The organism is Vibrio sp. Vb1980, assembly GCF_033338615.1.
Lineage (GTDB): Bacteria > Pseudomonadota > Gammaproteobacteria > Enterobacterales > Vibrionaceae > Vibrio > Vibrio alginolyticus.
This window is the reverse complement of sequence record NZ_JAWOSZ010000020.1, coordinates 42911-66568: the sequence shown is the minus strand read 5'-3', so window position 1 is coordinate 66568 and position 23658 is coordinate 42911. Positions and strand designations below refer to the sequence as shown.

Here is a 23658-nt window from a genome sequence, read left to right as displayed (position 1 = left end):
TTGTTGAGCCTATCGGCTAGATAGGCTCAACAAAGTAATAAATCGCAAAGAAATGGCACACGCAGCCAGCCAAAACAAAGCCGTGCCAGATCGCATGGTTAAAGGGAATGCGCTTCGCAACGTAGAAAATCACCCCCAGTGAATACACAATTCCACCAGCGGCAAGCAGTGTAAGTCCGCCGACATCCAAGTTAATAGCTAATTGATAAATCACAATCAACGATAACCATCCCATCACCAAATACGTCATCAAAGAAAGCTTTTTAAATCGATAGACGAACGCAACTTTCATGATGATGCCGATCAACGCAATGCTCCAAATAACGATCATCAACCCAAATGCTAGAGGTGTTCTTAAGCTGACTAACAAGAAAGGGGTATAGCTGCCTGCTATCAAAAGATAAATAGCACAATGGTCGAAGGTTTTTAGCCAACGTTTCGCTTTGGGATGAGGGATCGCATGATAGAGCGTCGAGGCCAAAAATAGCACGATAATACTCGCACCATAAATCGCCATACTGGTAAGCGTTAAAGTGTCAGCTTGATGGTCTATGGCTTTAACTAACAGCAGTATCAAGCCAACAATACCAAAAATCATCCCTATACCGTGGGTGATGGTATTGGCCAGTTCTTCACGTTGACTGTATTGAGGTTTCTGCAGCTCGGGCATCAATGCGCCTATACTAGAGTTTGAAATTTGCTCTAGTATGGCACATTAGGCTTACACGTGTAAGCTTAAATTAAGACTCATGAACGGCAGTAGTTTGATCGAGATAATTGAGTACCAGTTCGCCAACTTGATCTGGCTTAGTCGTGGCAGGAATGGTCAGCTCTCGCTTGAGTTTGCCACTACCCAGTAAGCTCGCGAGCATGCCACCTTGCCCCTTGCGTGTGCGGTCAACTTCAAACCACAACTTGAGCTCTTGCTCACTGCGGTGGGCAACAAATTCTAATTCGCGCCACACGCCGTGGTAAGGTCCGTCGGTTGGCACCAGTTCAAACTCTTGCACAAATGGTAGATCGAATCCTTTCACTTCCTCGCATTCCACCTGGCGAATTCGTAAACCTTGCGCTTCAAATGCAGATAGTACCGCATCCATCAGTGGATCAGGTCGAACGGTGAGGATGTCTTTATCAGTCGGATCCAAAGCAGCAGCAACGTCTAAGCCGGTTTCTAACCATACTTTGGCATCACCAATGGTGACAGGCGTGTTCCAAGGCACATCGAGCTTAACATCGAAGGTACGCTCTTCGCCGGAATGGATGGTAAATGCGTAAGGGAGACTCCACTTAGCAAGCACATGAGTTTGAGGTACTCGGCGCATGCTGTGTCCTTCTCGCGCACCACGGTCATCAGGGGCTTCGGCGATGTAGCGGCAACAGAGTTTTAAATCAATGTTGTCGATCGCTTGTTCAGTCGCACCACCATATACATGGATCGACACATCCACACTTTGACCTGGGTATAGCACGTCTTGGTTTAAGATTGAGTCGACCTTCGCGCTCCCAATCCCAAAACTGGCAAGTGTCTTCTTCAAAAATGACATAGGCACCTCCTTCATCGAGATCTCATACTACTACTGCTGATCGTGGGATCAAACAAAAATTGCCTCGAACATCGCGACAAAATGACAAAATCTAAACAATTCAATTGCTCAACTATCGACCAATTATTACAAGGATGCTAATCTTACACTTGATATGCATGCATATCGGTATTCCTGACTCATTAACTGGATTGGCGAGAGCCAGAAGAGTGATTCTTCAATCTTGTTGGAGCCTAGCTCATAATGATTCAGGCCATTACATCGGCAATGGATATGCCTGACAGTTAGGTAAATTAATGCGCCCAACAACAGTCAGGTTCGCACACACTAATACTAGTGCAATGCGCCGCCGCAGTGGCTTTACTACTGCACCAAAGGCAAAGCAAGTTGCGCCAGCAATGACATTGGTTGAGAAGACAGCAATGATGTCGAGTGTTCCGGCCAAAGTTATCAAAGCAGCTTAATCAAAAGCGCGGCGCCAGCTGCGCTTTTTTCTTTGCACGCGACTCATAAAACTTCAAAGACATAAAACAAACTACAGAGAAAGAGATAGTTTTTCCTATTTGGTCTTCGCAAAGCAATTTGGTACCTTTACTGCTAATTACACCTATAAATTCTGTGGAGAAAGAAATGAAGTGTCATCGCATTGAAGAACTGCTTGAGCTACTAGAACCTGAATGGCATAAAGATCAAGAGCTGAATCTATTGCAGTTCATCGTTAAGCTAGCAAAAGAAGCAGGCTATGAAGGAAAGCTAGAAGATCTGACCGACGATGTACTGATCTACCACCTTAAAATGCGTAATAGCAGCAAAGATGAAATGATCCCTGGACTCAAAAAAGACCAAGAGGACGATTTTAAAACGGCGATCCTACGCGCTCGTGGCATCATCAAATAACCAGCTCAACAGCCAGTATTCTTTAAGCGACTCTCTCTGTGAGTCGCTTTTTTATAACCAAAGTTTTTAGTCCCACAATTGGTTATAACTGTTCAGCCAATTATCAGGTTAACTGTACTGATTTTTGTTGTTAAACATTGACTGCGTTAAAGAAACGGAATTGTTATTGATTGTATAATCGCCGTTCATCAGTATTTACTAAAATAATTATGTTCGGTCATCTTTATGACGGAACGAGCAGCAATGTCATCGAGCGACATCAATAGAAATGACGCCGTACATTATAAAAGCCTAAGAAGGATGAGTGCATGAGTCAGGACAAGATCGATATCAAAGATGTGACTCCTAAAACCTATAATCCCAAAACCCACAAAGGAAACGGGGATCGATTCAACCCAAGTAATCGCATCTATGTACGCGAAAGCAAAGGGACTTACCAGAAACTGCGTCGTTACGGTGGTTGGTTCTTACTGCTTCTCTTCGCTTTGATACCGTGGATTCCCTACGGTGAACGTCAAGCGATCTTGCTTGATATTGGCAACCAACAGTTCAACTTTTTCGGTACCACCCTGTACCCACAAGATCTTACCCTACTCGCCTTGCTGTTTGTGATCGCGGCGTTTGGGTTGTTCTTTATTACCACCTTCTTGGGTCGGGTTTGGTGTGGCTATCTCTGCCCACAAACCGTCTGGACCTTCATGTATATCTGGTTTGAAGAGAAGCTGGAAGGTAGTGCCAATAAACGCCGCAAACAAGACTCCAATAAGCTGACGGCGAATTTAGCGATGCGTAAAACCGTCAAACATATAGCTTGGTTTGCCATTGCACTCGCCACTGGTTTTACTTTTGTTGGCTACTTCGTGCCAATGAAGCAATTGGTTATCGACTTTTTCACCTTTAACGCCAACTTCTGGCCCGTCTTTTGGGTAATGTTCTTTGCCATTTGTACTTATGGTAATGCTGGCTGGATGCGTTCCATCATGTGTATTCACATGTGTCCTTACGCGCGCTTCCAGTCTGCCATGTTTGATAAAGACACCTTCATCGTTGGCTACGATGCAAAACGTGGGGAAAAACGTGGCCCACGTCCGCGCAAAGCCGATCCAAAGCAACTTGGTTTGGGTGATTGTATTGATTGTGACTTGTGTGTGCAGGTGTGCCCAACAGGTATCGATATTCGTGACGGCTTGCAGTATGAATGTATCAACTGTGGCGCCTGTATTGATGCGTGTGACAACACCATGGATCGCATGGGCTACGAGAAAGGCCTAATTAGTTACACCACCGAGCACCGCTTATCGGGTAAGAGTACCAAAGTCATGCGTCCGAAGCTGCTAGGCTATGGTGCCGTACTACTCGTCATGGTCGGTCTTTTCTTTGCCCAAATTGCAGCGGTAGACCCAGCCGGCATGAGTGTTATTCGCGACCGTAACCAACTGTTCCGCGTTAATAGCTCGGGCGAAGTAGAAAACACCTACACCCTCAAAGTGATCAACAAAACTCAGCAAGTGCAAGAGTACTCGTTGGATGTTGAAGGGCTATCCGATGTAAGCTGGTATGGTAAGCAGACAATTCAGGTCCAGCCAGGTGAGGTATTAAACCTGCCAATGAGTCTTGGTGCCGATCCTGACAAGCTAAACTCTGCGATTACGACAATTCAGTTTATACTCACCGATAAGAGCAACGAATTCACTATTGAAGTAGAAAGCCGTTTTATTAAAAAACTATAGCGCTACTTCAGTGACTAACGGAAAAAGGCTCAGTAATGAGCCTTTTTGTTTATATGTCCCAAAGTATGTTTAACTTTGACGCCCTTACCCCAGACTTTATGTGGTACGCGTTAGAAAGCATCGGCGTTCGCGCAGAATCAGGCTTTCTTCCCCTCAATAGCTACGAAAACCGTGTTTATCAATTCACTGACGAAGAGCGTCGTCGTTATGTCGTCAAGTTTTACCGTCCTGAACGTTGGAGCAATGAACAGATCCAAGAGGAACACGACTTTACTTTAGAGCTGATTGGCAATGAGATCCCCGTCGCACCACCTGTGCGCATCAACGGTGAAACCCTGCATCACTATCAAGGCTATGCTTTTGCGCTGTTTGATAGCGTGGGTGGTCGCCAATACGAGGTTGACAATTTAGATCAGCTCGAAGGTGTAGGGCGTTTCCTTGGCCGAATCCATAAAGTCGGCAGCCGCCAAGCCTTCCAACATCGTCCTACTATTGGCTTACAAGAATACCTGTATCAACCAAGAGAGATTCTGCAAAACGCCAATATGATTCCAATGCACTTGGAGAACAGCTTCTTCAATGACTTGGATATGCTGATCAAATCAATTGAAAGCCACTGGCAAGAAGGCTTCAATATCATTCGTTTGCATGGCGATTGCCACCCAGGCAATATTTTGTGGCGAGATGGCCCTATGTTTGTTGATTTGGATGACGCTCGTAACGGCCCTGCAGTACAAGACTTATGGATGCTATTGAACGGTGAACGCCAAGACAAACTGATGCAGTTGGATATTGTTTTAGAGGCTTACCAAGAGTTTTGCGACTTTAATCCTGCAGAATTGAAACTAATCGAGCCACTTCGCGGTCTACGAATGGTGCACTATATGGCATGGCTAGCAAAACGTTGGCATGACCCTGCATTTCCTCTCGCTTTTCCATGGTTTAATGAGCCAAAATACTGGGAAGGTCAGGTCCTTGCATTTAAAGAGCAGATCGCCGCTTTAGAAGAAGCACCGCTGTCTTTAATGCCTCAATGGTAAGTCAGGCCAAAAATTCAAAAATGGAGATATTTCGATGAAAAAACTGTTCGCACTGTTTTCTATGCTGATGTTAAGCCTGTCGGCACATGCAGCGCAATTCAAAGAAGGTGAACATTACAAAGTATTGGATCTTGAGGCATCAAAAAAACCTCTTGTGACGGAGTTTTTCTCTTTCTACTGCCCGCACTGCAATAGCTTTGAACCAGTTATCCAGCAACTGAAAAAGCAGTTGCCAGAAGGTACTAAGCTATTAAAAAACCACGTTTCTTTCATGGGTGGCAACATGGGCCCATCAATGAGCAAAGCCTACGCAACGATGGTTGCACTAAAAGTGGAAGACAAAATGGTGCCAGTGATGTTTAACCGCATCCACAATCTAAAGAAAGCACCACGTAATGATGAAGAACTTCGTCAAATCTTCCTTGATGAAGGTGTAGATGCGAAAAAATTCGATTCTGCATTCAAAGGCTTCGCGGTTGATTCAATGGTTCGCCGTATGGACAAGCAATTTGAAAACAGCGGTCTAACCGGCGTTCCTGCGGTTATCGTTAACAACAAATACCTAGTTCAAGCACAAAGCATCAAAACGATGGATGAGTACTTCTCTCTGGTGAACTACTTGCTGACACTAAAATAAGCACATTGATATCAATCAAAAGGGGAGCACATCGCTCCCCTTTTGTTTATTTGTAAATCTCTTGTAGTAACCGATCTTTTTCTTGCCACACATCACTCAGCCATTGCTGAAATTGCCGCTTATAGGGCTTATCGTTGAAGTAATCACCAAGCACTCTTTCATCAACGGGTAACACATTTACACGCACAACCACCTTGCTCATGCGGCCCATCAATAAATCCTTGAACGGTTTATGCGTATTTTCTGGGTACGCCAACGTAACGTCGATAATGCTCTCGAACTGCTCCCCCATCGCCGCTAACGTGTACGCAATCCCGCCCGACTTTGGTTGCAGCAAATATTGATAGTTTGCTTTACTCTTACGCTGCTTTTCTTCGGTAAATCGGGTTCCTTCGACATAGTTAACCACTGTGGTTGGAGTGTGTTTGAATTTAGCGCACGAGCGACGTGTCGTCTCTAAATCTTGACCTCGCTTATGAGGATTGCGGATCAGATACTCTCGCGAATAGCGACGCATAAATGGCATATCGAGCGCCCAACACGCCATCCCGATGAAAGGCACATACAGCAGTTGTTGCTTGAGGAAAAACTTCGGCATGGGAATACGGTCTTTAAACACGCAGCAAAGCACAACAATATCTGTCCAACTGAGATGATTACTGATCAGCAGATACCACCCGTCTTTTTTAAGCGCTTCACCGCCCTGAACATCCCACTCAACACGGTTAGATACCGCCAGAATGCACGCATTAACGGTAGCCCATAACCACATCACCTTATTGGCACAAACGGTCGCTAGTGCTTTTAGCTTTACGCCAGGAAGCAATATTTTAAATACAGCGATAACACAAATTGCGAGTGAACAAACCGCAGAATTGAGAATCACAAAAGAAGCGTTAAAAAAAAATAACAAATATGCCAACATGATAGTCAAACAACAGTGATAATGTGTGAAGAATAAAACAGCGTGTAATTATACTGCGCCTTTGCCACATTGGAACATGCGTGGGAATGGTCAGATTTGTTACCGCAACCAATATGTGCACCACTCATTCGACAACAAGGAGATAACGAATGAAACCAAGGCTACTTCTCTTGCCTTTGGCCTTTGTCGTCAGTTCTGCTCAGGCTCAACTCGCTGAAACCGCAGGTTTTGGCGGTGAAATTTCGCTGAATGCCGGATTCATATCATCAGAATCCAATTTCAATACAGAAAATAGTAACACCATCGATTCTCTCGATAAGCGTGCCGATCGTGACAGTTCCGTTATCGCTGCACCGCTAGGGAGTGTGACATACACCTTTGGTAGCCGACTCAACCACCAAGTTTACGCCGGTACCACACGCTCAGATGTCGCGGTAGGTACACTCGCTTTTCAGTTGGGCTATCAACACGAGCTACAATCTGGCACCGTGCTCGATGTTTCCTATCTGCCGACGGTACTCAAAGGCGAAACTTGGCGCAACCCTTATCAAGTAGGAACCGCACGTAAAGAGACGGATGTTGACGGCAATGCGTATCGCTTTCAGATCAAAGGGTTGATTGATAAGAACTTCAACCTTGATCTTGCTTATGCTGATAAAGACATCGAGCAGGAGGAAGTGACAGACCGCTCACTTGCTCGCGATGCTAACCTTTACTATGTCAAAGGCGACTATCGCATTCCACTCAACCAAACGTCTATGTTGCAACCCGCTTTCACCTACATCAATCAAGATGCCGACGGTAAGGCGGAATCATTTGATTCGTACGGGTTTGACATCAGCTGGTTTAAATTTATCAACCGCCATCGATTGGCCCTCACCGCGGGTTATGCATGGAAAGACTATCAAGCCGCTAGCCAAACTTTTGCTAAAACACGAAATGACGACACCATCAGCCTATTTGCGGCCTACGAATATCAAAACGTATTTGACTGGCAAGACTGGTCGTTCATTTCTTTAGCCGGCTATAGCCAAACTGACTCGAATATCACGTTTTATGAAGAGAAAGAGTACCTATTGTCGCTTGGTCTCAACTACACCTTCTAACGCCCTTCATCGCAACAAGGTGCTTACAACACTTGTTGCGATGACACTTTGCTGTCTATACCGCTTGCGCCGTAAGCTGTTTCAGTAAACGGTCCATCGCTCGATACCCAAGTGCCTCGGCCAAGTGAGTTCGTTCAATTTGCTCCGCCCCATCCAGATCGGCGATTGTTCGCGCCACTTTGATAATACGATGATATGCACGAATCGAGAGTCCTAAACGATGCAAAGCGGTTTCAAGAAACTCAGCATCACTCTTATGCAAGGGACAAAACGCCTCAATTTCTCGACTACCTAGCAGTGCATTGACCTTACCACTGCGGTTTAGCATATTGTTACGCGCATGGCTCACACGCGCTTTTACGATAGCAGTCGGCTCACCGCGATCACCACCTTCTGCTAATGTCCCTTTGGGCAAAGCTGGGATTTCTAAAGACATATCAAAGCGATCTAACAGTGGTCCAGATAATCGACCAAGGTAGCGCAAAATAGCTTGTGGATTGGTGCGCGCTTGATTGCCTTCGTAATATCCTGTCGGGCTTGGGTTCAAGGCTCCAACTAATTGGAAGCGAGCCGGAAAGCGTGTTTTACCTTGCGCTCGAGAGATAATTATCTCACCAGATTCGAGCGGTTCGCGTAACGAGTCTAGAACTTTACGATCAAATTCGGGCATTTCATCGAGAAACAATAACCCGTTGTGGGCTAAAGAGATCTCCCCTGGTCTGGGTACCGAACCACCGCCGACTAATGCCGCCATTGAACTTGAATGATGCGGAGAACGAAACGGACGCGACTTCCAGTTATGCTCATTAATTTCACTCTGAGTCAACGATGCCACCGAAGCGGTTTCCATTGCTTCTTCGTCACTCATTTCCGGTAATAAGTCACACAAACGCGAAGCCAACATCGTTTTTCCAGTACCTGGCGGGCCAAGGAAAAGTAAGTTGTGGTTTCCAGCGGCAGCAATCTCCAGTGCTCGCTTACCTTGTTGTTGGCCAATAATATCTTGTAAGTCTCGACCATGTTTTTCGATCGTTTTTCGCTTAGGCGTTTGAAAAAGATTCAGTCGATGTTGACCACAAAGCTCGGCACATACTTCCAGTAATGATTGGGCCGATTTATGTTGTTCCTTCCCCACCAGCGCCGCCTGATCGCCATTCACATGTGGGACGACCAAATGACGTTGAATCTTACTGGCTTCCAGCGCAGCAGGCAGCACACCTTTTACAGGTCTCAGACCACCAGATAGTGCTAACTCACCCACAAATTCGTAGTTTTTGAGCTTATCTGTCGCGATTTGCTCCGAAGCGGCCAAAATCCCCAATGCAATAGGAAGATCAAAACGCCCTCCCTCCTTGGGTAGATCTGCCGGAGCCAAGTTCACGGTGATCCGCTTAGCAGGAAATTGAAAGTTAGAATTAATGATCGCACTGCGTACGCGATCTTTGGACTCTTTTACCGTTGTCTCTGGCAAGCCTACTAAGGTAAACCCTGGCATGCCGTTGCTGATATGAACTTCTACACTAACCGATGGCGCTTGCACCCCGACGCTTGCTCGACTATGAATGATTGCCAGCCCCATACGTTCCTCAATTTTTTTGAACACTCTGTAAACAAATGTTTTATCTAGTTGGTTATGTTATATACCGCGTCCCAATTGAGAGTTAATGTGAAAAAAGAATGACTTTTTGCTTGTCATGCAGCGGAATTGTGTGATACCACTAATGACGCAAACAATTTCGTAGAACATTACACAACATTTTTTAACGAAAAAAGAACGACAGACAGATGAACCTTTTCGCTCATATCAACGCACTGCTAGCCCTGATTATCGTGGTCATTATTGGCACCGCGCGGGGTATTGTGGGCGAAAGGTAACCACAAATTACAAAAAACCCCCGCACTGAAAAGTCCGGGGGTTTTTTTACAACTACAAGTTGTCATCTGTCTAACCCTCGGACAGTTTAACGGGAAGAATGGGAGTGCACATGAAGTGCAATAAATATGGCAATCGCTACGAGCCACAACGTAGCAAAGGAGGTTTACGATGACTGGTGCACAACTTGTCGTAGCCGCTTTAAGACAGCAAGGCATCGAAACCGTTTTTGGCTACCCCGGCGGGGCCATCATGCCAATCTATGATGCTTTGTATGACGGTGGGGTGGAACACATCCTATGCCGTCACGAGCAAGGGGCCGCTATGGCAGCTATCGGGATGGCTCGTTCCACTCAAGACGTTGCTGTGTGCATGGCAACTTCTGGCCCAGGAGCCACTAACCTTGTTACCGGCCTTGCCGACGCTTTCCTTGACTCCGTACCTCTAGTTGCCATCACAGGCCAGGTTGCTAGCTCTCATATCGGTACCGATGCATTCCAAGAAATGGATGTGATCGGAATGTCCCTAGCCTGTACTAAGCACAGCTATCTCGTGACCGAAATTGAAGATCTAGCTCCGACACTTGCCGAAGCCTTTGAGGTCGCAAAAACCGGTCGTCCGGGTCCAGTCATTGTCGATATCGCCAAAGACGTTCAACTCGCTCAAGCACCCACAGACCTTCTTCCTCCATACATAGCACCAGCAATCGAAGATGTCAGCGCTGAAGATATCAAACGTGCGCAAGATGTGCTGGCAGCATCTACTCGCCCAGTGTTGTATGTTGGTGGTGGCGTGCAACTTGCGAAAGCAACCGATGCAGTACGCGAATTTCTTCGCTTAAACCCAATGCCTGCAGTTAGCACATTAAAAGGCCTCGGTACCATTGAACGCCATGATCCCCACTATCTTGGTATGTTGGGTATGCATGGCACCAAAGCCGCTAACCTAGTGGTTCAAGAAGCCGATCTATTGATTGTGGTTGGCGCGCGTTTTGATGACCGTGTGACGGGTAAGCTCGATACGTTTGCACCAAATGCGAAAGTGATTCACATCGACATTGATGCTGCGGAGATTCATAAACTGCGCCACGCCAACGCACCATTACGTGGCGACATCAACACCATTCTTCCTCAGCTAGAGCTGACTCAAGATATATCACCGTGGGTTCATCACAGTGAAAGTCTGCGCAGCGGCTTTAAGTGGCGTTACGACCACCCAGGCGAGTTAATCTACGCACCGCTATTGCTTAAACAACTGTCTGACATGATGCCAGATAGCTCAATTGTCTCGACCGACGTCGGTCAGCATCAGATGTGGGCAGCGCAACATATCCAGCCACGCGAACCACAAAATTTTATCACTTCTGCTGGCCTTGGCACCATGGGCTTTGGCTTGCCAGCAGCGATGGGTGCTGCAGTCGCACGTCCTGATGATCAGTCTATCCTTATTACAGGTGACGGTTCATTTATGATGAACGTTCAGGAATTGGGCACGCTGAAGCGTCGTCAGATTCCAGTGAAGATTGTCCTTCTTAATAACCAACGTCTTGGCATGGTTCGCCAATGGCAGTCATTATTCTTTGACGGTCGCCACAGTGAAACCATTCTTGATGACAACCCAGATTTCGTGATGTTAGCAAAAGCGTTCGATATCCCGGGCAAAACCATCACCAAGAAAGAAGAAGTCGAACCTGCTCTCAAAGAGATGCTAGCGAGTGAAACTTCTTACATGCTTCACGTTTTGATTGATGAAGAAGAAAACGTGTGGCCATTGGTGCCACCTGGCGCATCAAACAGTGATATGTTGGAAAATACATAGGAGACAATCGCATGGACAGATATTTACTCGACATCAAAGCCGATGACAAACCGGTACTGTTGGAGCGCGTTCTACGTGTGATTCGTCACCGAGGCTTCGTGATCAAACAAGTCGCTGCTACGCAAAACCACGAAAGCAAAGTAGCCAGCGTCGAGATCATCGTCGACAGCGATCGACCAATCTCGTTTTTGATCAATCAAATAGAGAAGTTGTGGGACGTTCGTAAGGTTGAGGTGCTAAAAATCCGCAACGATGAACTGCCAAATCACAACTTACAACAACACGTAAGTGCATAAGGAAGGCAACAAATGGCAACGAAAACTGCAGATTTCATTTGGTTTAATGGTGAGATGGTTCCATGGGCAGAGGCGAACGTTCACGTTCTGACTCACGCAATGCACTATGGCACATCCGTGTTTGAAGGCGTGCGCTGTTACAACACACCAAAAGGCCCAATAGTCTTCCGTCACCGTGAGCATGCACAACGTTTAAAAGATTCCGCCAAGATTTACCGCTTTCCGATCCCTTTCTCTGTAGAGGAAATCATGGAAGCGACCCGCGAAACACTGCGCCAAAACAAACTCGACAGCGCTTACATTCGTCCATTGGGTTTTGTCGGTAATGTTGGCTTAGGCGTATGTCCACCAGTTGGCACTGAGATGGATCTAATCATTGCAGCATTCCCTTGGGGCTCTTACTTAGGCGAAGAAGCGCTAGAAAAAGGTGTCGATGCGATGATTTCAAGCTGGAACCGCGCTGCGCCAAACACCATCCCAACTGCGGCTAAAGCAGGCGGTAACTACCTATCTTCACTACTGGTTGGTGGTGAAGCGCGTCGTCACGGTTACGACGAAGGTATTGCGCTAAGCGTAGATGGTTACCTATCGGAAGGGGCTGGTGAAAACATCTTTGTTATCAAAGATGGCGTAATCACCACACCACCAGCAACTAGCGCGATTCTACCGGGCATCACTCGTGACTCGATCATGACCATTGCTCGCGATAAAGGCTACGAAGTACGTGAAGCGAACATTGCTCGTGAAGCTCTTTACCTTGCGGATGAAGTATTCATGACCGGTACCGCAGCAGAAGTTGTGCCTGTGGCAACCATCGACAAGATTGAAGTGGGCACTGGTAAGCGCGGCCCTATCACTAAAGAACTACAAGCAGCCTACTTTGGCCTATTTGACGGCACCACGGAAGATAAGTGGGGCTGGTTAGACTATGTGTACCCAGAACAGAAGTAAGAAGGATTAGGAAATGCCAAAATATAGATCAGCTACCACCACACATGGTCGTAACATGGCGGGTGCACGAGCACTGTGGCGTGCAACGGGTGTGAAAGAAGAAGACTTCGGTAAACCAATCATCGCCGTTGTAAACTCGTTTACTCAATTTGTTCCGGGTCACGTACACCTGAAAGACATGGGCCAGCTTGTAGCGCGTGAAATCGAAAAAGCCGGCGGCATCGCAAAAGAATTCAACACCATCGCGGTTGATGATGGTATCGCAATGGGTCACGGCGGCATGCTGTACTCACTGCCTTCACGCGAACTGATCGCAGACTCTGTGGAGTACATGGTCAACGCGCACTGTGCCGATGCCATGGTATGTATCTCTAACTGTGACAAAATCACTCCGGGAATGTTGATGGCATCTATGCGCCTCAACATCCCGGTTATCTTTGTTTCTGGTGGTCCAATGGAAGCGGGTAAAACCAAGCTTTCTGATCAGATCATCAAACTAGACCTTGTAGATGCGATGATCCAAGGCGCGGACCCAAAAGTGTCTGATGAGCAAAGCGAGCAGATCGAACGCAGCGCATGTCCAACGTGTGGATCGTGTTCAGGCATGTTCACTGCAAACTCGATGAACTGTCTAACAGAAGCACTGGGTCTTTCTCAGCCGGGCAACGGTTCTATGCTGGCAACGCACGCTGACCGTGAACAACTGTTCCTTAATGCAGGCCGTCGTATCGTTGAACTGACTCGTCGTTACTACGAGCAAGATGACGAATCAGCACTGCCACGCAACATCGCTACGTTTGATGCGTTCGAAAATGCGATGGCACTGGATATTGCAATGGGTGGCTCAACCAACACCATTTTGCACCTGTTGGCTGCAGCGCAAGAAGGTGAAGTGGATTTCGATATGGAAGATATCGATCGCCTATCACGCCAAGTACCACACCTATGTAAAGTGGCACCATCTACCCAGAAATATCACATGGAAGACGTACACCGCGCTGGTGGCGTAATGGCGATTCTTGGTGAGCTAGACCGAGCAGGTCTACTGCACAACGATGCGCGCACCGTACTTGGCCTTTCGATGAAAGAGCAGCTAGCAAAATACGACATCATCCAAACTGAAGACGAAGAAGTACTTAAGTTTTACCGCGCAGGCCCTGCGGGTATTCGTACCACTCAAGCGTTCTCACAAGACTGCCGCTGGGATCGCCTTGATGACGACCGTGCGGAAGGTTGTATTCGTACTATCGATCATGCCTTTAGCCAAGAAGGTGGCCTAGCCGTTCTATCAGGCAACATCGCATTAGATGGTTGTATCGTTAAGACTGCTGGTGTTGATGAGAGCATCCATAAGTTCACTGGTCCAGCCGTGGTATTTGAAAGCCAAGAAGACGCCGTAGAAGGCATCTTGGGTGGCAAAGTAAAAGCAGGCGACGTGGTTGTTATCCGTTACGAAGGCCCTAAAGGTGGTCCGGGCATGCAAGAAATGCTTTACCCAACCACTTATCTAAAATCGATGGGCCTTGGCAAAGAGTGTGCACTTCTGACTGACGGCCGTTTCTCTGGCGGCACATCAGGTCTGTCTATCGGCCACGCCTCTCCTGAAGCAGCAAACGGTGGTGCAATTGGCCTGGTAAAAGAAGGCGATATGATCGCAATTGATATTCCAAACCGTTCAATTTCACTCCAAGTGTCTGAACAAGAACTTGCTGAGCGCCGTGCAAAACAAGACGAACTAGGCTGGAAACCAGTTGACCGCCAACGTGAAGTTTCCTTTGCACTCAAAGCGTACGCGAGTATGGCAACCAGTGCTGACAAGGGTGCAGTACGAGACAAGTCGAAGCTAGAGGGCTAGCAATGATGGAAGCTCAACCCGAAAAACAAGTGAACCAAACTGGCGCAGATTATCTGCGCCAAATCCTTCGCGCACCTGTTTATGAAGTAGCAACAGTGACGCCACTGCAAGAAATGCCTCGTTTATCTGCACGTATCGGGAATAACGTGCAGATCAAGCGTGAAGATCGCCAACCCGTACACTCGTTCAAATTGCGCGGTGCATACAACATGGTGGCGAGTTTATCCGAAGCACAAAAAGCCGCTGGTGTCATTGCAGCATCGGCAGGTAACCACGCTCAAGGCATGGCGCTCTCTGGTACTAAGCTAGGCATCAAGACCACCATCGTAATGCCCAAAACCACACCAGACATCAAAGTCGATGCGGTACGCAGCTTTGGTGGCAATGTAGTGTTGCACGGCAGTAACTTTGATGAGGCAAAAGCCGAGGCAGAGCGTCTATCCGAGTTAAACGGGTACACCTTTGTCCCTCCCTTCGATCATCCACTGGTGATTGCAGGTCAAGGCACCATCGGCATGGAAATGCTGCAGCAAAATGGTCACCTTGATTACATCTTCGTCCCTGTCGGTGGCGGCGGTTTGGCTGCGGGTGTTGCGGTACTTGTGAAGCAGCTCATGCCAGAAATCAAAGTGATTGCAGTTGAGCCAGAAGATTCGTCATGCCTCAAAGCTGCTTTGGATGCTGGTGAGCCAGTAGTACTAGACCAAGTCAGCATGTTTGCCGATGGCGTCGCTGTAAAACGCATTGGCGAAGAGACTTTCCGTCTATGCCAAAAGTACATTGATGGCCATATTGCCGTCTCTAGCGATGAAATCTGCGCAGCAGTAAAAGACATCTTTGAAGACACCCGTGCGATTGCAGAGCCTTCTGGCGCGCTTGCTCTGGCGGGTTTGAAGAAGTTTGCTGAGCAAAACAAACTGCAAGGTAAGAATTTAGGTACTGTGCTGTCTGGTGCCAACACTAACTTCCATGGCTTACGTTATGTTTCTGAGCGTTGCGAGCTTGGTGAGAAACGTGAAGGTTTGCTTGCCGTCACCATTCCTGAGCGTCAAGGTGCCTTCTTTGAGTTCTGTAACCTCATTGGCGGCCGCGCCGTAACGGAGTTTAACTACCGCTACAACGATGACGCATTGGCAAATATCTTTGTCGGTGTGCGTTTGCAAGGCGGTCAGGAAGAGCTAGAACATATCATTCACGACTTACGTGATGGTGGCTACCCAGTGGTTGATTTGTCTGATGATGAAATGGCGAAGCTGCACGTGCGCTACATGATTGGTGGTAAGCCGTCTAAGCCGCTTAAAGAGCGCCTCTACAGCTTTGAATTCCCAGAGTATCCTGGTGCCTTGCTGAAATTCTTAAGCACTCTTGGTACCCATTGGAATATTAGCTTGTTCAACTACCGTAACCACGGCGCAGACTACGGACGCGTTTTATGTGGTTTCGAGTTAGATGAAGGAGATTTAGCTCAGTTTTCTGCACATTTACGTGAACTTGGCTATCAATGCAAAGATGAGACAGACAACCCGTCTTACAAGTTCTTCCTGTCATAAAACGCCACATTTTAAACATATCAATGAAAACACCTCGCTAATGCGAGGTGTTTTTTATGACTGTAACCAATCTTTATGTAGCTGATTAGGCGACCCAAGATAGTCCACCATCCACTGGATCAATTTATGATTATCATCTTTGCGCCATACTAAGCAGCAGTGACTGAGCGGTTTATCATCCGGCATGACCTTCTCCACCAGTGCACCATCATTGATTAAGGGTGTTGCAATATGACGTGGCATGTAACCCACGCCCACCCCATTTTTTAAACATTCAATCGCACTATACCAATTGGGCAATAATAATCGGCGCTGTTGCGGATAATGGCCAGTATGGCGTTTTGGCAGCACGTTCGAAGTATCATCAAGACAGATCGCCGGAAATTGACTCACAAACGCTTCAGTAAGCACTTGTTGTCGAACGCAAGGATGAGCGGGTGACATTACAAATGCCCAATCTAATACGCCCATATCTTTGACTTCAAAATCTCCCCCAACGGGAACCGCAGATGTCGCGCCAACGACAATGTCGGCTCGACCTTGTGCTATGGCTTCCCAAGAACCATTGAAGACCTCCATATTGATCTGCAATTCAGCAAATTCAAACTCGCGATAGAAATCTTCCACCAAAGGTTTGAGTTTTTCTAACTTCACCACGTTATCTAAGGTCAGCTTTAACGTGCTTTTCCATCCTTGAGCCGCTCGCCGCGTTTGTGCTTTCACCTCTTCCATTTGACGCAGCAAAGAGCGCGCCTCGGCCATAAAAAGTTCACCCGCTGGAGTTAGCTCGACTTTCCTTGGTAAACGTCGAAACAGCACCACATCTAAATCTTGCTCGACCTGCCTTACTCCATAGCTGATGGCTGAGGGGACTTTATGCAATACCTCAGCCGCAGCGGTGAAACTGCCTAAACGGGCAACCGTATCCAGCATTTCCAAAGACGCTTTAGAGAACATGATTTAACCTTTCAAAAAATTTGATTGATAACCAACAATTTTAGCGTTTTATTTTCTCAAAATCGAAAAATAGAATAATAAGGTAAATAAATCAGGGTTGGCGCCAACTGATGTTGATAAAAAAATGATTAAATAATTTGACTGGTTGAATCATGAAAATCTCAAAACTACAGCTCATTTACCTGGCAGCATTATCGATGCTTGGCTTCGTTGCTACGGATATGTATCTGCCAGCATTCAAAGCGATGGAAATCGACTTTGCAACAGGCCCTGAGCAAATTGCTCTCTCTTTAACGGTATTCCTCGTTGGTATGGCGATTGGCCAACTAATGTGGGGATTGGCATCCGATAAATTTGGCCATCGTAATACACTCGCAGCCGGGTTGGTGCTATTTACTATCGCGTCATTCGGTTTGGCTTTCTGTGATCAAGTATGGCAACTACTCACACTGCGCTTTATCCAAGCTATCGGTGTGTGTGCACCAGCCGTGATCTGGCAGGCTATGGTCATTAAACGCTACTCAAGCAGTAGCCAACAAATTTTTGCGACAATCATGCCACTCGTCGCGCTATCACCAGCACTAGCACCTCAATTAGGGGTTGTGTTGGCAGATAACTTCGGCTGGCACAGTATCTTTATTACGCTAACACTGGTTGGTGTCTTTTTGGTCTTTGCGACCATGGCACAAAAAGACGAGAAAGCAGAAATCAAACAAACCAGTATGTCTGCCGACATCAAAGCGCTGCTGAGTTCTAAAAAATACCTTGGCAACGTGTTTATGTTTGCGACGGCTTCAGCTGCATTCTTTGCTTACCTAACAGGGATGCCAGAAATCATGGCGCAACTGGGCTACGAAGCAAAAGATATTGGTTTGAGCTTTATCCCACAAACTATCGCGTTTATGGCTGGTGGCTACTTAGGTAAAGTAGGCGTTCGAAAATTTGGTGATGAAAAGGTTCTGCGCCAACTGATTGGCCTATTTAGTGTCGCGGCATTAATGATTTTCATTGCTTCACAGTGGGAGCTGTCATCGATTTGGCCTATTCTTGCGCCATTCTGTTTGATTGCCGTTGCTAACGGCGCACTGTACCCAATCGTGGTAAACCGTGCACTGGCCAGTGCACAACAGAGCCCTGCAACAGCAGCAGGTCTGCAAAACAGCCTGCAAATCTGTGTAAGTAGCTTCTCAAGTGCATTGGTAGCCGCAATGGCAAGCCAAGCTCAGATGGTTACTGGCATCGCAATCATCATCTGTATGGGTGGGCTGTGGATGGGATACATTCTGTCGAATCGCGAATTATCCAAGCACTTTACGACTCCTGACAACGCCCGAGTCGTGAGTGAAGACGAACTTTAATCGTTCAAATAATAAAAAGAGCCGCGCAATGCGGCTCTTTCTGTTTATAAGCTTTTCAACCCCCACTTCTTGGCAGTCTGCTTAAAAAAGCCTTGAGTCTTTTTCAACTCAACCCAGTGATTGATGTAATTAATCCATACTTGATCGTCTTGCGGCAACAACATAGCAATTGGGGTTGGTTTACGCGGTGCGGTCACTGGCACTATCGCCAACTGTTTAAACTTGTCCACCAACGTCGCAGCTTCCACATTGGACGTCACCTATACATCGGCCCTGCGAGCTAGTAGTTCTTGGAAGTCGCGCGCTGGCGCTTCAATAACAATATGCTGAGCAGACGGGAAGAACTCTTTCACCATTTTTTCTTGTACCGTACCTAACGTCGCCGCGACTTTTACTTCTGGTTTATTAAAATCCGCCCAATCAGAGAATTTGGCGAGATCTTTCTTTTGCACCACAGGTACAAAGGCAAGGTAGAAATATGGCTGGCTGTATCCAGCTACTTTCGCGCGCGACATGTTCAGAGATGCGCTGCCAGTAATATCGTATTTGTTGGCGGTAATGCCATTAACTAGCGTCTTCCAATCCGTGGGAACATACTCCACTTTTACACCGAGATCTTTAGCAAGTTCTGTTGTTACATCGATATCGAAGCCACGATAACTGTTTGTCGCGGGGTCTTTCATCGTCATCGGATTCCAATCTCCCGTCGTTCCAACTCGGAGTACGCCATTGTCTAAAATAGATTGAAGACGGCTTTCAGCGTGAGCGACTTGAGTCGCAGTAAGCAAACACATTCCTAGCACTAGTAAAATCTTTCTCATTTTGATTCCCTTAAAAATAATGACCTTATACGGTTTAATAATTAACCTTTATTAGAGCTCTACTGATAACATAGCAGCAACAAAGGAAGTTTTTTAGTTAATTCAGGGAGTAAATGTGACGTTTCGAACTCTATGGCTATTTTCATTGCTATTACTCACTGGTTGTTCAGATTATCAATGGGGCTGGTATGTACTTGACCCTTCGACGGATCAAGGGCTCACCAATCTAAAGTTTTTAATCGCTGGGTTTAATGACACCATTCAGGTATCACTCCTCAGTATGTTATTTGCGATGAGCTTGGGCCTGATCGTTGCGTTACCCGCTCTGTCGGACTCTACCTCTCTGAAGTGGATAAACCGTATTTATGTCGAGGTGATCCGTTCAGTGCCAGTTTTAGTCTTACTACTTTGGGTGTATTACGGCATGCCTACGCTATTGGATGTCTCACTCAATCACTTTTGGGCGGGTGTTATTGCACTGACTATCGCTGAGAGTGCGTTTATGGCGGAAGTGTTTCGCGGTGGGATACAAGCTATCAGCCGTGGCCAGCATGAAGCAGCTGAGTCTTTGGGCTTAAGCTATTGGCAAAAGATGCGCTTGGTAATTCTTCCCCAAGCGTTTCGACAAATCCTCCCTCCACTGGGCAATCAATTTGTCTACATTCTCAAGATGAGTTCTTTAGTCAGCGTGATTGGTTTAAGCGATCTCACTCGCCGTGCTAATGAGCTGGTGGTGAATGAGTACTTACCCCTAGAAATTTATACCTTCCTCGTTTTGGAGTACTTGTTGCTCATCCTATTTGTATCTCAAGCCGTTCGTTGGCTCGAAAAACGTATTGCTATTCCTAGCTACTAACGATGAAGCCTGAGCTAGAAACAACAAAGCCGCTCTTGTTGAGCGGCTTTGACAGTATAGCGATAGAGTGAGTGCAGGTAATGTTTATTTCTGTTTTACAGGACGCTGCCAGCCAGTAATTTTGCGCTCTTTGACGCGAGTAATTACTAACTCACCTTCTTCAACATCTTTTGTTAGTGTCGTGCCTGCACCGATGGTTGCGCCATCAGCGATAGTGACAGGCGCCACCAGCTGGCTATCAGAACCAACAAAAACATCATTACCGATGATGGTTTTAAACTTGTTCGCACCATCGTAGTTACAAGTGATAGTACCTGCACCGATGTTAGTACGTTGGCCGATCTCTGCATCACCTAAGTAAGTTAGGTGGTTCGCTTTTGAACCTTCTCCGATGCGCGCATTTTTCACTTCAACGAAGTTACCCACATGGGAATCGTTACGCATTTCAGCACCAGGACGAAGGCGAGTAAATGGACCAACCGTACATTCTTCACCAACCGTTGCACCTTCAATCACACTGTAAGGGCGAACGATGGTGTTGTCGTCGATTTCACAATCTTTCAGTACACAACCCGCACCGATAACCACGTTATCACCCAGTGAAACTTTACCTTCGATGATAACATTCACGTCGATTTCACAGTCCATACCGCACTGTAACTCACCACGCAAATCAAAGCGTGCTGGATCGCGTAGCATGATACCTTGCTCTAGTAGCTTCTGAGCTTGCATTGACTGGAAAGCACGCTCTAGACGAGCAAGCTGTGCGCGGTCATTGACCCCTTCCACCTCAATGGCATTGACTGGGTGTACTGCCTCAACGGCACGACCTTCATCGTGTGCAGCTGCAATAACGTCAGTTAGGTAGTATTCGCCTTGTGCGTTGTTGTTGTTTAAGCCAGACAACCAACGCTTAAGATCCCCACCAGTCGCAACCATCACGCCAGTATTGATCTCTTTAATTTGTTTTTGTTCTTCTGTTGCATCTTTTTGCTCAACGATCGCCACAACAGGACCATTCTTACGGATAATACGACCGTAGCCTGTCGGGTTATCTAGAATCACTGTTAGTAGTGCAATACCGCCTGTTGGCTGTGCATCTAATAGGTTTTCAATCGTTTCAGCTGAAATCAGTGGAACATCACCGTAAAGCACCAGTACTTTTTCATCGTCTTCAAACTTCGGAGACGCTTGATCAACCGCATGACCTGTCCCTAACTGCTCCGCTTGAAGCACCCAATTTACAGGCTCTTCTGCAAGAGTGGTTTGCATTTGATCACCACCGTGACCAAAGACCAAGTGGATGTTTTGTGCGCCAAGACCTGTACATGTATCGATAACATGTTTTGCCATTGGCTTGCCTGCCAAAGTGTGTAGCACTTTAGGCATGTTCGAATGCATACGGGTACCTTTACCCGCTGCAAGAATCACAGCACTGAATTTCATTGATAACCTATTGACGTTTTATGTTAATTGGCCGTTATTTTAAACAGCTCTTTTAAAATAGTTAATGGAGTAAGGTAAATTTCCAACTAAAATTAATCAAAAAGGCGACCAATTGGCCGCCTTTTTTCATGCAACGTTGCTAATTGAGCTTAGCGACGCTTTTTTGTCAGCTCGATAACTCGTAGCTGAGCAATGGCTTTAGCCAGTTCACTGGCCGCTTGTGCGAAGTCCATGTCACCATGCTGATTCTGGATTTGCTCCTCAGCGCGGCGTTTGGCTTCTTCTGCCTTCGCTGCGTCTAGCTCTTCACCACGGATAGCTGTATCAGCTAGTACAGTCGCTGTACCAGGCTGAATCTCTACCATACCACCAGAAACATAAATAATTTCTTCGTGGCCGTGCTGTTTCACAATACGCACCATACCAGGCTTGATAGCGGTCAGCAGCGGTGTGTGACCATGGAAAATACCAAGTTCACCTTCGCTACCGGTCACCTGAAACGTTTCAACACGACCAGAGAAGATTTTCTTCTCAGCGCTTACTACGTCTAGGTGAAAGGTTATTGCTGCCATATCGCCTCCTAGTTAGCCTTATAGCTTCTTCGCATTCTCAATAGCATCGTCGATGCTACCGCAGTACATAAATGCCTGCTCAGGAATGTCGTCGTATTCACCAGCTAGTAGACCTTTAAAGCCACGTAGAGTCTCTTTTAGAGGTACGTAAATACCAGGGTCACCTGTAAATACTTCTGCTACGTGGTAAGGCTGAGTTAGGAAACGCTCAATCTTACGTGCACGAGATACAACTTGCTTATCTTCTTCAGATAGCTCGTCCATACCTAGGATAGCAATGATATCTTTCAGCTCTTTGTAGCGCTGAAGAGTCTGCTGAACACCACGAGCAACTTCGTAGTGATCTTGACCAACGACTAGTGGATCAAGCATACGAGATGTTGAATCTAGCGGGTCGATCGCAGGGTATAGACCCATTGCAGCGATGTTACGGTTAAGTACAACCGTTGCATCCAAGTGCGCGAACGTTGTTGCTGGAGACGGGTCAGTCAAGTCATCCGCTGGTACGTATACCGCCTGTACAGACGTGATAGAACCTGATTTCGTTGACGTGATACGCTCCTGAAGTACACCCATCTCTTCTGCAAGAGTTGGCTGGTAACCTACCGCAGAAGGCATACGACCTAGTAGTGCTGATACCTCTGTACCTGCAAGTGTGTAACGGTAGATGTTATCAATGAACAGTAGTACGTCACGACCTTCGTCACGGAAACGCTCTGCCATTGTTAGACCAGTCAGTGCAACACGTAGACGGTTACCTGGTGGCTCGTTCATCTGACCGTAAACCATCGCTACTTTTGATTCTTCAGGCTTCTCAACGTTTACAACGCCCGCTTCCTGCATCTCGTAGTAGAAATCGTTACCTTCACGAGTACGCTCACCAACACCAGCAAATACTGATAGACCTGAGTGCTGTAGTGCGATGTTGTTGATAAGTTCCATCATGTTAACGGTCTTACCTACACCAGCACCACCGAATAGACCGATTTTACCACCCTTAGCGAATGGACAAATTAGGTCGATTACTTTAACGCCCGTTTCTAGAAGTGCAATTTCGTTTGATTGCTCTTCGTAGCTTGGTGCACTACGGTGGATAGAGTAAACCTCTTCCGCACCCACTTCACCACGCTCGTCAATCGCGTCACCTAGGACGTTCATGATACGACCTAGAGTTTTAGTACCTACTGGTACTGAAATTGGAGCGCCAGTGTTAACCACTTCTACTCCACGACGTAAACCATCAGAGCTACCCATTACGATACAACGAACTACGCCACCGCCTAGCTGTTGTTGAACTTCAAGAACTAGACGCTCTTTTGAGTCCGTTACGTTTAGAGCGTCATATACACTAGGTACATTGCTCTGTGGGAACTCTACGTCGACTACCGCACCGATGATCTGTACGATCTTACCTGTAGCCATC

The 23658-nt window shown here is 46.8% G+C and carries 21 protein-coding genes and 1 pseudogene; 13 read left to right on the top strand and 9 right to left on the bottom strand.

Translation table 11 applies throughout. The features are described from left to right. Positions 1 to 16 precede the first annotated feature (16 nt). A complete protein-coding gene (gene trhA, locus R7F64_RS21400) occupies positions 17 to 670 on the bottom strand; it encodes a PAQR family membrane homeostasis protein TrhA (RefSeq protein WP_169629132.1) in 654 nt (217 codons plus the stop codon). Between the two features lie 70 nt (positions 671 to 740). Further along, the gene (locus R7F64_RS21395) at positions 741 to 1547 is read right to left on the bottom strand and encodes a sporulation protein (protein WP_005379045.1); all 807 of its coding nucleotides are present in this window, start codon (positions 1545 to 1547) and stop codon (positions 741 to 743) included. Between the two features lie 296 nt (positions 1548 to 1843). On the opposite strand from R7F64_RS21395, the gene R7F64_RS21390 reads away from it, so the two are divergent. The 5 genes from R7F64_RS21390 to R7F64_RS21370 all read left to right on the top strand — a co-directional run bounded on the left by R7F64_RS21390 (position 1844) and on the right by R7F64_RS21370 (position 5851). Beyond that, entirely contained in the window at positions 1844 to 2011 is a 168-nt protein-coding gene (locus R7F64_RS21390; RefSeq protein WP_005379043.1) for a hypothetical protein, read from the top strand. Positions 2012 to 2177: 166 nt separating this feature from the next. Further along, positions 2178 to 2444 (top strand): YihD family protein, encoded by a 267-nt coding sequence (locus tag R7F64_RS21385; RefSeq protein ID WP_017821571.1) that lies wholly within the window; start codon positions 2178 to 2180, stop codon positions 2442 to 2444. 308 nt (positions 2445 to 2752) lie between these two features. Further along, positions 2753 to 4174, top strand: coding sequence for a cytochrome c oxidase accessory protein CcoG (gene ccoG / locus R7F64_RS21380; protein WP_033906581.1), 1422 nt, complete (start codon positions 2753 to 2755; stop codon positions 4172 to 4174). A 53-nt stretch (positions 4175 to 4227) separates the two neighbouring features. Beyond that, the gene (locus R7F64_RS21375; protein WP_031777274.1) at positions 4228 to 5214 is read left to right on the top strand and encodes a serine/threonine protein kinase; all 987 of its coding nucleotides are present in this window, start codon (positions 4228 to 4230) and stop codon (positions 5212 to 5214) included. Positions 5215 to 5248: 34 nt separating this feature from the next. Then, a complete protein-coding gene (locus tag R7F64_RS21370) occupies positions 5249 to 5851 on the top strand; it encodes a thiol:disulfide interchange protein DsbA/DsbL (RefSeq protein ID WP_005379036.1) in 603 nt (200 codons plus the stop codon). 46 nt (positions 5852 to 5897) lie between these two features. Here R7F64_RS21370 and R7F64_RS21365 read toward each other — a convergent pair whose 3' ends face one another. Next, entirely contained in the window at positions 5898 to 6776 is an 879-nt protein-coding gene (locus R7F64_RS21365; protein ID WP_086047109.1) for an acyltransferase, read from the bottom strand. A 149-nt stretch (positions 6777 to 6925) separates the two neighbouring features. On the opposite strand from R7F64_RS21365, the gene R7F64_RS21360 reads away from it, so the two are divergent. Further along, positions 6926 to 7882, top strand: a complete 957-nt coding sequence (locus R7F64_RS21360) for a DUF2860 domain-containing protein (RefSeq protein ID WP_238952159.1) — start codon at positions 6926 to 6928, stop codon at positions 7880 to 7882. 55 nt (positions 7883 to 7937) lie between these two features. On the opposite strand, the gene R7F64_RS21355 is transcribed toward R7F64_RS21360, so the two are convergent. Further along, positions 7938 to 9461, bottom strand: coding sequence for a YifB family Mg chelatase-like AAA ATPase (locus R7F64_RS21355; RefSeq protein WP_005383862.1), 1524 nt, complete (start codon positions 9459 to 9461; stop codon positions 7938 to 7940). A gap of 465 nt (positions 9462 to 9926) precedes the next feature. Between R7F64_RS21355 and ilvG the strand changes: the two genes are divergently transcribed. From ilvG to ilvA, 5 genes are read left to right on the top strand one after another with little or no spacing between them, the layout of a single operon-like run. Continuing rightward, on the top strand, positions 9927 to 11573 hold the full coding sequence (gene ilvG, locus R7F64_RS21350; protein WP_005378960.1) for an acetolactate synthase 2 catalytic subunit: 1647 nt from the start codon (positions 9927 to 9929) through the stop codon (positions 11571 to 11573). 11 nt (positions 11574 to 11584) lie between these two features. Next, the gene (gene ilvM, locus R7F64_RS21345; protein WP_005378958.1) at positions 11585 to 11869 is read left to right on the top strand and encodes an acetolactate synthase 2 small subunit; all 285 of its coding nucleotides are present in this window, start codon (positions 11585 to 11587) and stop codon (positions 11867 to 11869) included. A 12-nt stretch (positions 11870 to 11881) separates the two neighbouring features. After that, positions 11882 to 12820 (top strand): branched-chain-amino-acid transaminase, encoded by a 939-nt coding sequence (gene ilvE / locus R7F64_RS21340; RefSeq protein WP_017821566.1) that lies wholly within the window; start codon positions 11882 to 11884, stop codon positions 12818 to 12820. Between the two features lie 13 nt (positions 12821 to 12833). Next, entirely contained in the window at positions 12834 to 14675 is a 1842-nt protein-coding gene (gene ilvD, locus R7F64_RS21335) for a dihydroxy-acid dehydratase (RefSeq protein ID WP_005383859.1), read from the top strand. Between the two features lie 2 nt (positions 14676 to 14677). Continuing rightward, on the top strand, positions 14678 to 16225 hold the full coding sequence (ilvA, locus tag R7F64_RS21330) for a threonine ammonia-lyase, biosynthetic (protein WP_318072068.1): 1548 nt from the start codon (positions 14678 to 14680) through the stop codon (positions 16223 to 16225). A 54-nt stretch (positions 16226 to 16279) separates the two neighbouring features. On the opposite strand, the gene punR is transcribed toward ilvA, so the two are convergent. After that, positions 16280 to 17182: a DNA-binding transcriptional activator PunR gene (gene punR / locus R7F64_RS21325; protein ID WP_064368871.1), complete on the bottom strand. Its 903-nt coding sequence runs from the start codon at positions 17180 to 17182 to the stop codon at positions 16280 to 16282. A 152-nt stretch (positions 17183 to 17334) separates the two neighbouring features. Here punR and punC point away from each other — a divergent pair, with 152 nt between their 5' ends. Beyond that, on the top strand, positions 17335 to 18540 hold the full coding sequence (gene punC, locus R7F64_RS21320) for a purine nucleoside transporter PunC (protein ID WP_005378946.1): 1206 nt from the start codon (positions 17335 to 17337) through the stop codon (positions 18538 to 18540). A gap of 44 nt (positions 18541 to 18584) precedes the next feature. On the opposite strand, the pseudogene R7F64_RS21315 reads toward punC, so the two are convergent. Continuing rightward, positions 18585 to 19361 (bottom strand): annotated as a pseudogene (locus R7F64_RS21315) (transporter substrate-binding domain-containing protein). Positions 19362 to 19476: 115 nt separating this feature from the next. Between R7F64_RS21315 and R7F64_RS21310 the strand changes: the two are divergent. After that, positions 19477 to 20217 (top strand): amino acid ABC transporter permease, encoded by a 741-nt coding sequence (locus R7F64_RS21310; protein ID WP_318072067.1) that lies wholly within the window; start codon positions 19477 to 19479, stop codon positions 20215 to 20217. An 84-nt stretch (positions 20218 to 20301) separates the two neighbouring features. On the opposite strand, the gene glmU is transcribed toward R7F64_RS21310, so the two are convergent. The 3 genes from glmU to atpD all read right to left on the bottom strand — a co-directional run bounded on the left by glmU (position 20302) and on the right by atpD (position 23657). Continuing rightward, positions 20302 to 21663: a bifunctional UDP-N-acetylglucosamine diphosphorylase/glucosamine-1-phosphate N-acetyltransferase GlmU gene (gene glmU, locus R7F64_RS21305; protein ID WP_318072066.1), complete on the bottom strand. Its 1362-nt coding sequence runs from the start codon at positions 21661 to 21663 to the stop codon at positions 20302 to 20304. A gap of 149 nt (positions 21664 to 21812) precedes the next feature. Next, complete coding sequence (locus R7F64_RS21300) at positions 21813 to 22235, bottom strand: F0F1 ATP synthase subunit epsilon (protein WP_005378937.1); 423 nt, start codon at positions 22233 to 22235, stop codon at positions 21813 to 21815. Positions 22236 to 22253: 18 nt separating this feature from the next. Then, entirely contained in the window at positions 22254 to 23657 is a 1404-nt protein-coding gene (gene atpD / locus R7F64_RS21295; RefSeq protein ID WP_005383849.1) for a F0F1 ATP synthase subunit beta, read from the bottom strand. Position 23658: the final 1 nt, after the last annotated feature.

What these genes read in the sequence shown, in the direction of transcription:
- trhA (WP_169629132.1), bottom strand. Translation starts at nt 670, where the DNA reads ATGCCCGAGCTGCAGAAACCTCAATACAGTCAACGTGAAGAACTGGCC.
- R7F64_RS21395 (WP_005379045.1), bottom strand. Translation starts at nt 1,547, where the DNA reads ATGTCATTTTTGAAGAAGACACTTGCCAGTTTTGGGATTGGGAGCGCG.
- R7F64_RS21390 (WP_005379043.1), top strand. Translation starts at nt 1,844, where the DNA reads ATGCGCCCAACAACAGTCAGGTTCGCACACACTAATACTAGTGCAATG.
- R7F64_RS21385 (WP_017821571.1), top strand. Translation starts at nt 2,178, where the DNA reads ATGAAGTGTCATCGCATTGAAGAACTGCTTGAGCTACTAGAACCTGAA.
- ccoG (WP_033906581.1), top strand. Translation starts at nt 2,753, where the DNA reads ATGAGTCAGGACAAGATCGATATCAAAGATGTGACTCCTAAAACCTAT.
- R7F64_RS21375 (WP_031777274.1), top strand. Translation starts at nt 4,228, where the DNA reads ATGTCCCAAAGTATGTTTAACTTTGACGCCCTTACCCCAGACTTTATG.
- R7F64_RS21370 (WP_005379036.1), top strand. Translation starts at nt 5,249, where the DNA reads ATGAAAAAACTGTTCGCACTGTTTTCTATGCTGATGTTAAGCCTGTCG.
- R7F64_RS21365 (WP_086047109.1), bottom strand. Translation starts at nt 6,776, where the DNA reads ATGTTGGCATATTTGTTATTTTTTTTTAACGCTTCTTTTGTGATTCTC.
- R7F64_RS21360 (WP_238952159.1), top strand. Translation starts at nt 6,926, where the DNA reads ATGAAACCAAGGCTACTTCTCTTGCCTTTGGCCTTTGTCGTCAGTTCT.
- R7F64_RS21355 (WP_005383862.1), bottom strand. Translation starts at nt 9,461, where the DNA reads ATGGGGCTGGCAATCATTCATAGTCGAGCAAGCGTCGGGGTGCAAGCG.
- ilvG (WP_005378960.1), top strand. Translation starts at nt 9,927, where the DNA reads ATGACTGGTGCACAACTTGTCGTAGCCGCTTTAAGACAGCAAGGCATC.
- ilvM (WP_005378958.1), top strand. Translation starts at nt 11,585, where the DNA reads ATGGACAGATATTTACTCGACATCAAAGCCGATGACAAACCGGTACTG.
- ilvE (WP_017821566.1), top strand. Translation starts at nt 11,882, where the DNA reads ATGGCAACGAAAACTGCAGATTTCATTTGGTTTAATGGTGAGATGGTT.
- ilvD (WP_005383859.1), top strand. Translation starts at nt 12,834, where the DNA reads ATGCCAAAATATAGATCAGCTACCACCACACATGGTCGTAACATGGCG.
- ilvA (WP_318072068.1), top strand. Translation starts at nt 14,678, where the DNA reads ATGATGGAAGCTCAACCCGAAAAACAAGTGAACCAAACTGGCGCAGAT.
- punR (WP_064368871.1), bottom strand. Translation starts at nt 17,182, where the DNA reads ATGTTCTCTAAAGCGTCTTTGGAAATGCTGGATACGGTTGCCCGTTTA.
- punC (WP_005378946.1), top strand. Translation starts at nt 17,335, where the DNA reads ATGAAAATCTCAAAACTACAGCTCATTTACCTGGCAGCATTATCGATG.
- glmU (WP_318072066.1), bottom strand. Translation starts at nt 21,663, where the DNA reads ATGAAATTCAGTGCTGTGATTCTTGCAGCGGGTAAAGGTACCCGTATG.
- R7F64_RS21300 (WP_005378937.1), bottom strand. Translation starts at nt 22,235, where the DNA reads ATGGCAGCAATAACCTTTCACCTAGACGTAGTAAGCGCTGAGAAGAAA.
- atpD (WP_005383849.1), bottom strand. Translation starts at nt 23,657, where the DNA reads ATGGCTACAGGTAAGATCGTACAGATCATCGGTGCGGTAGTCGACGTA.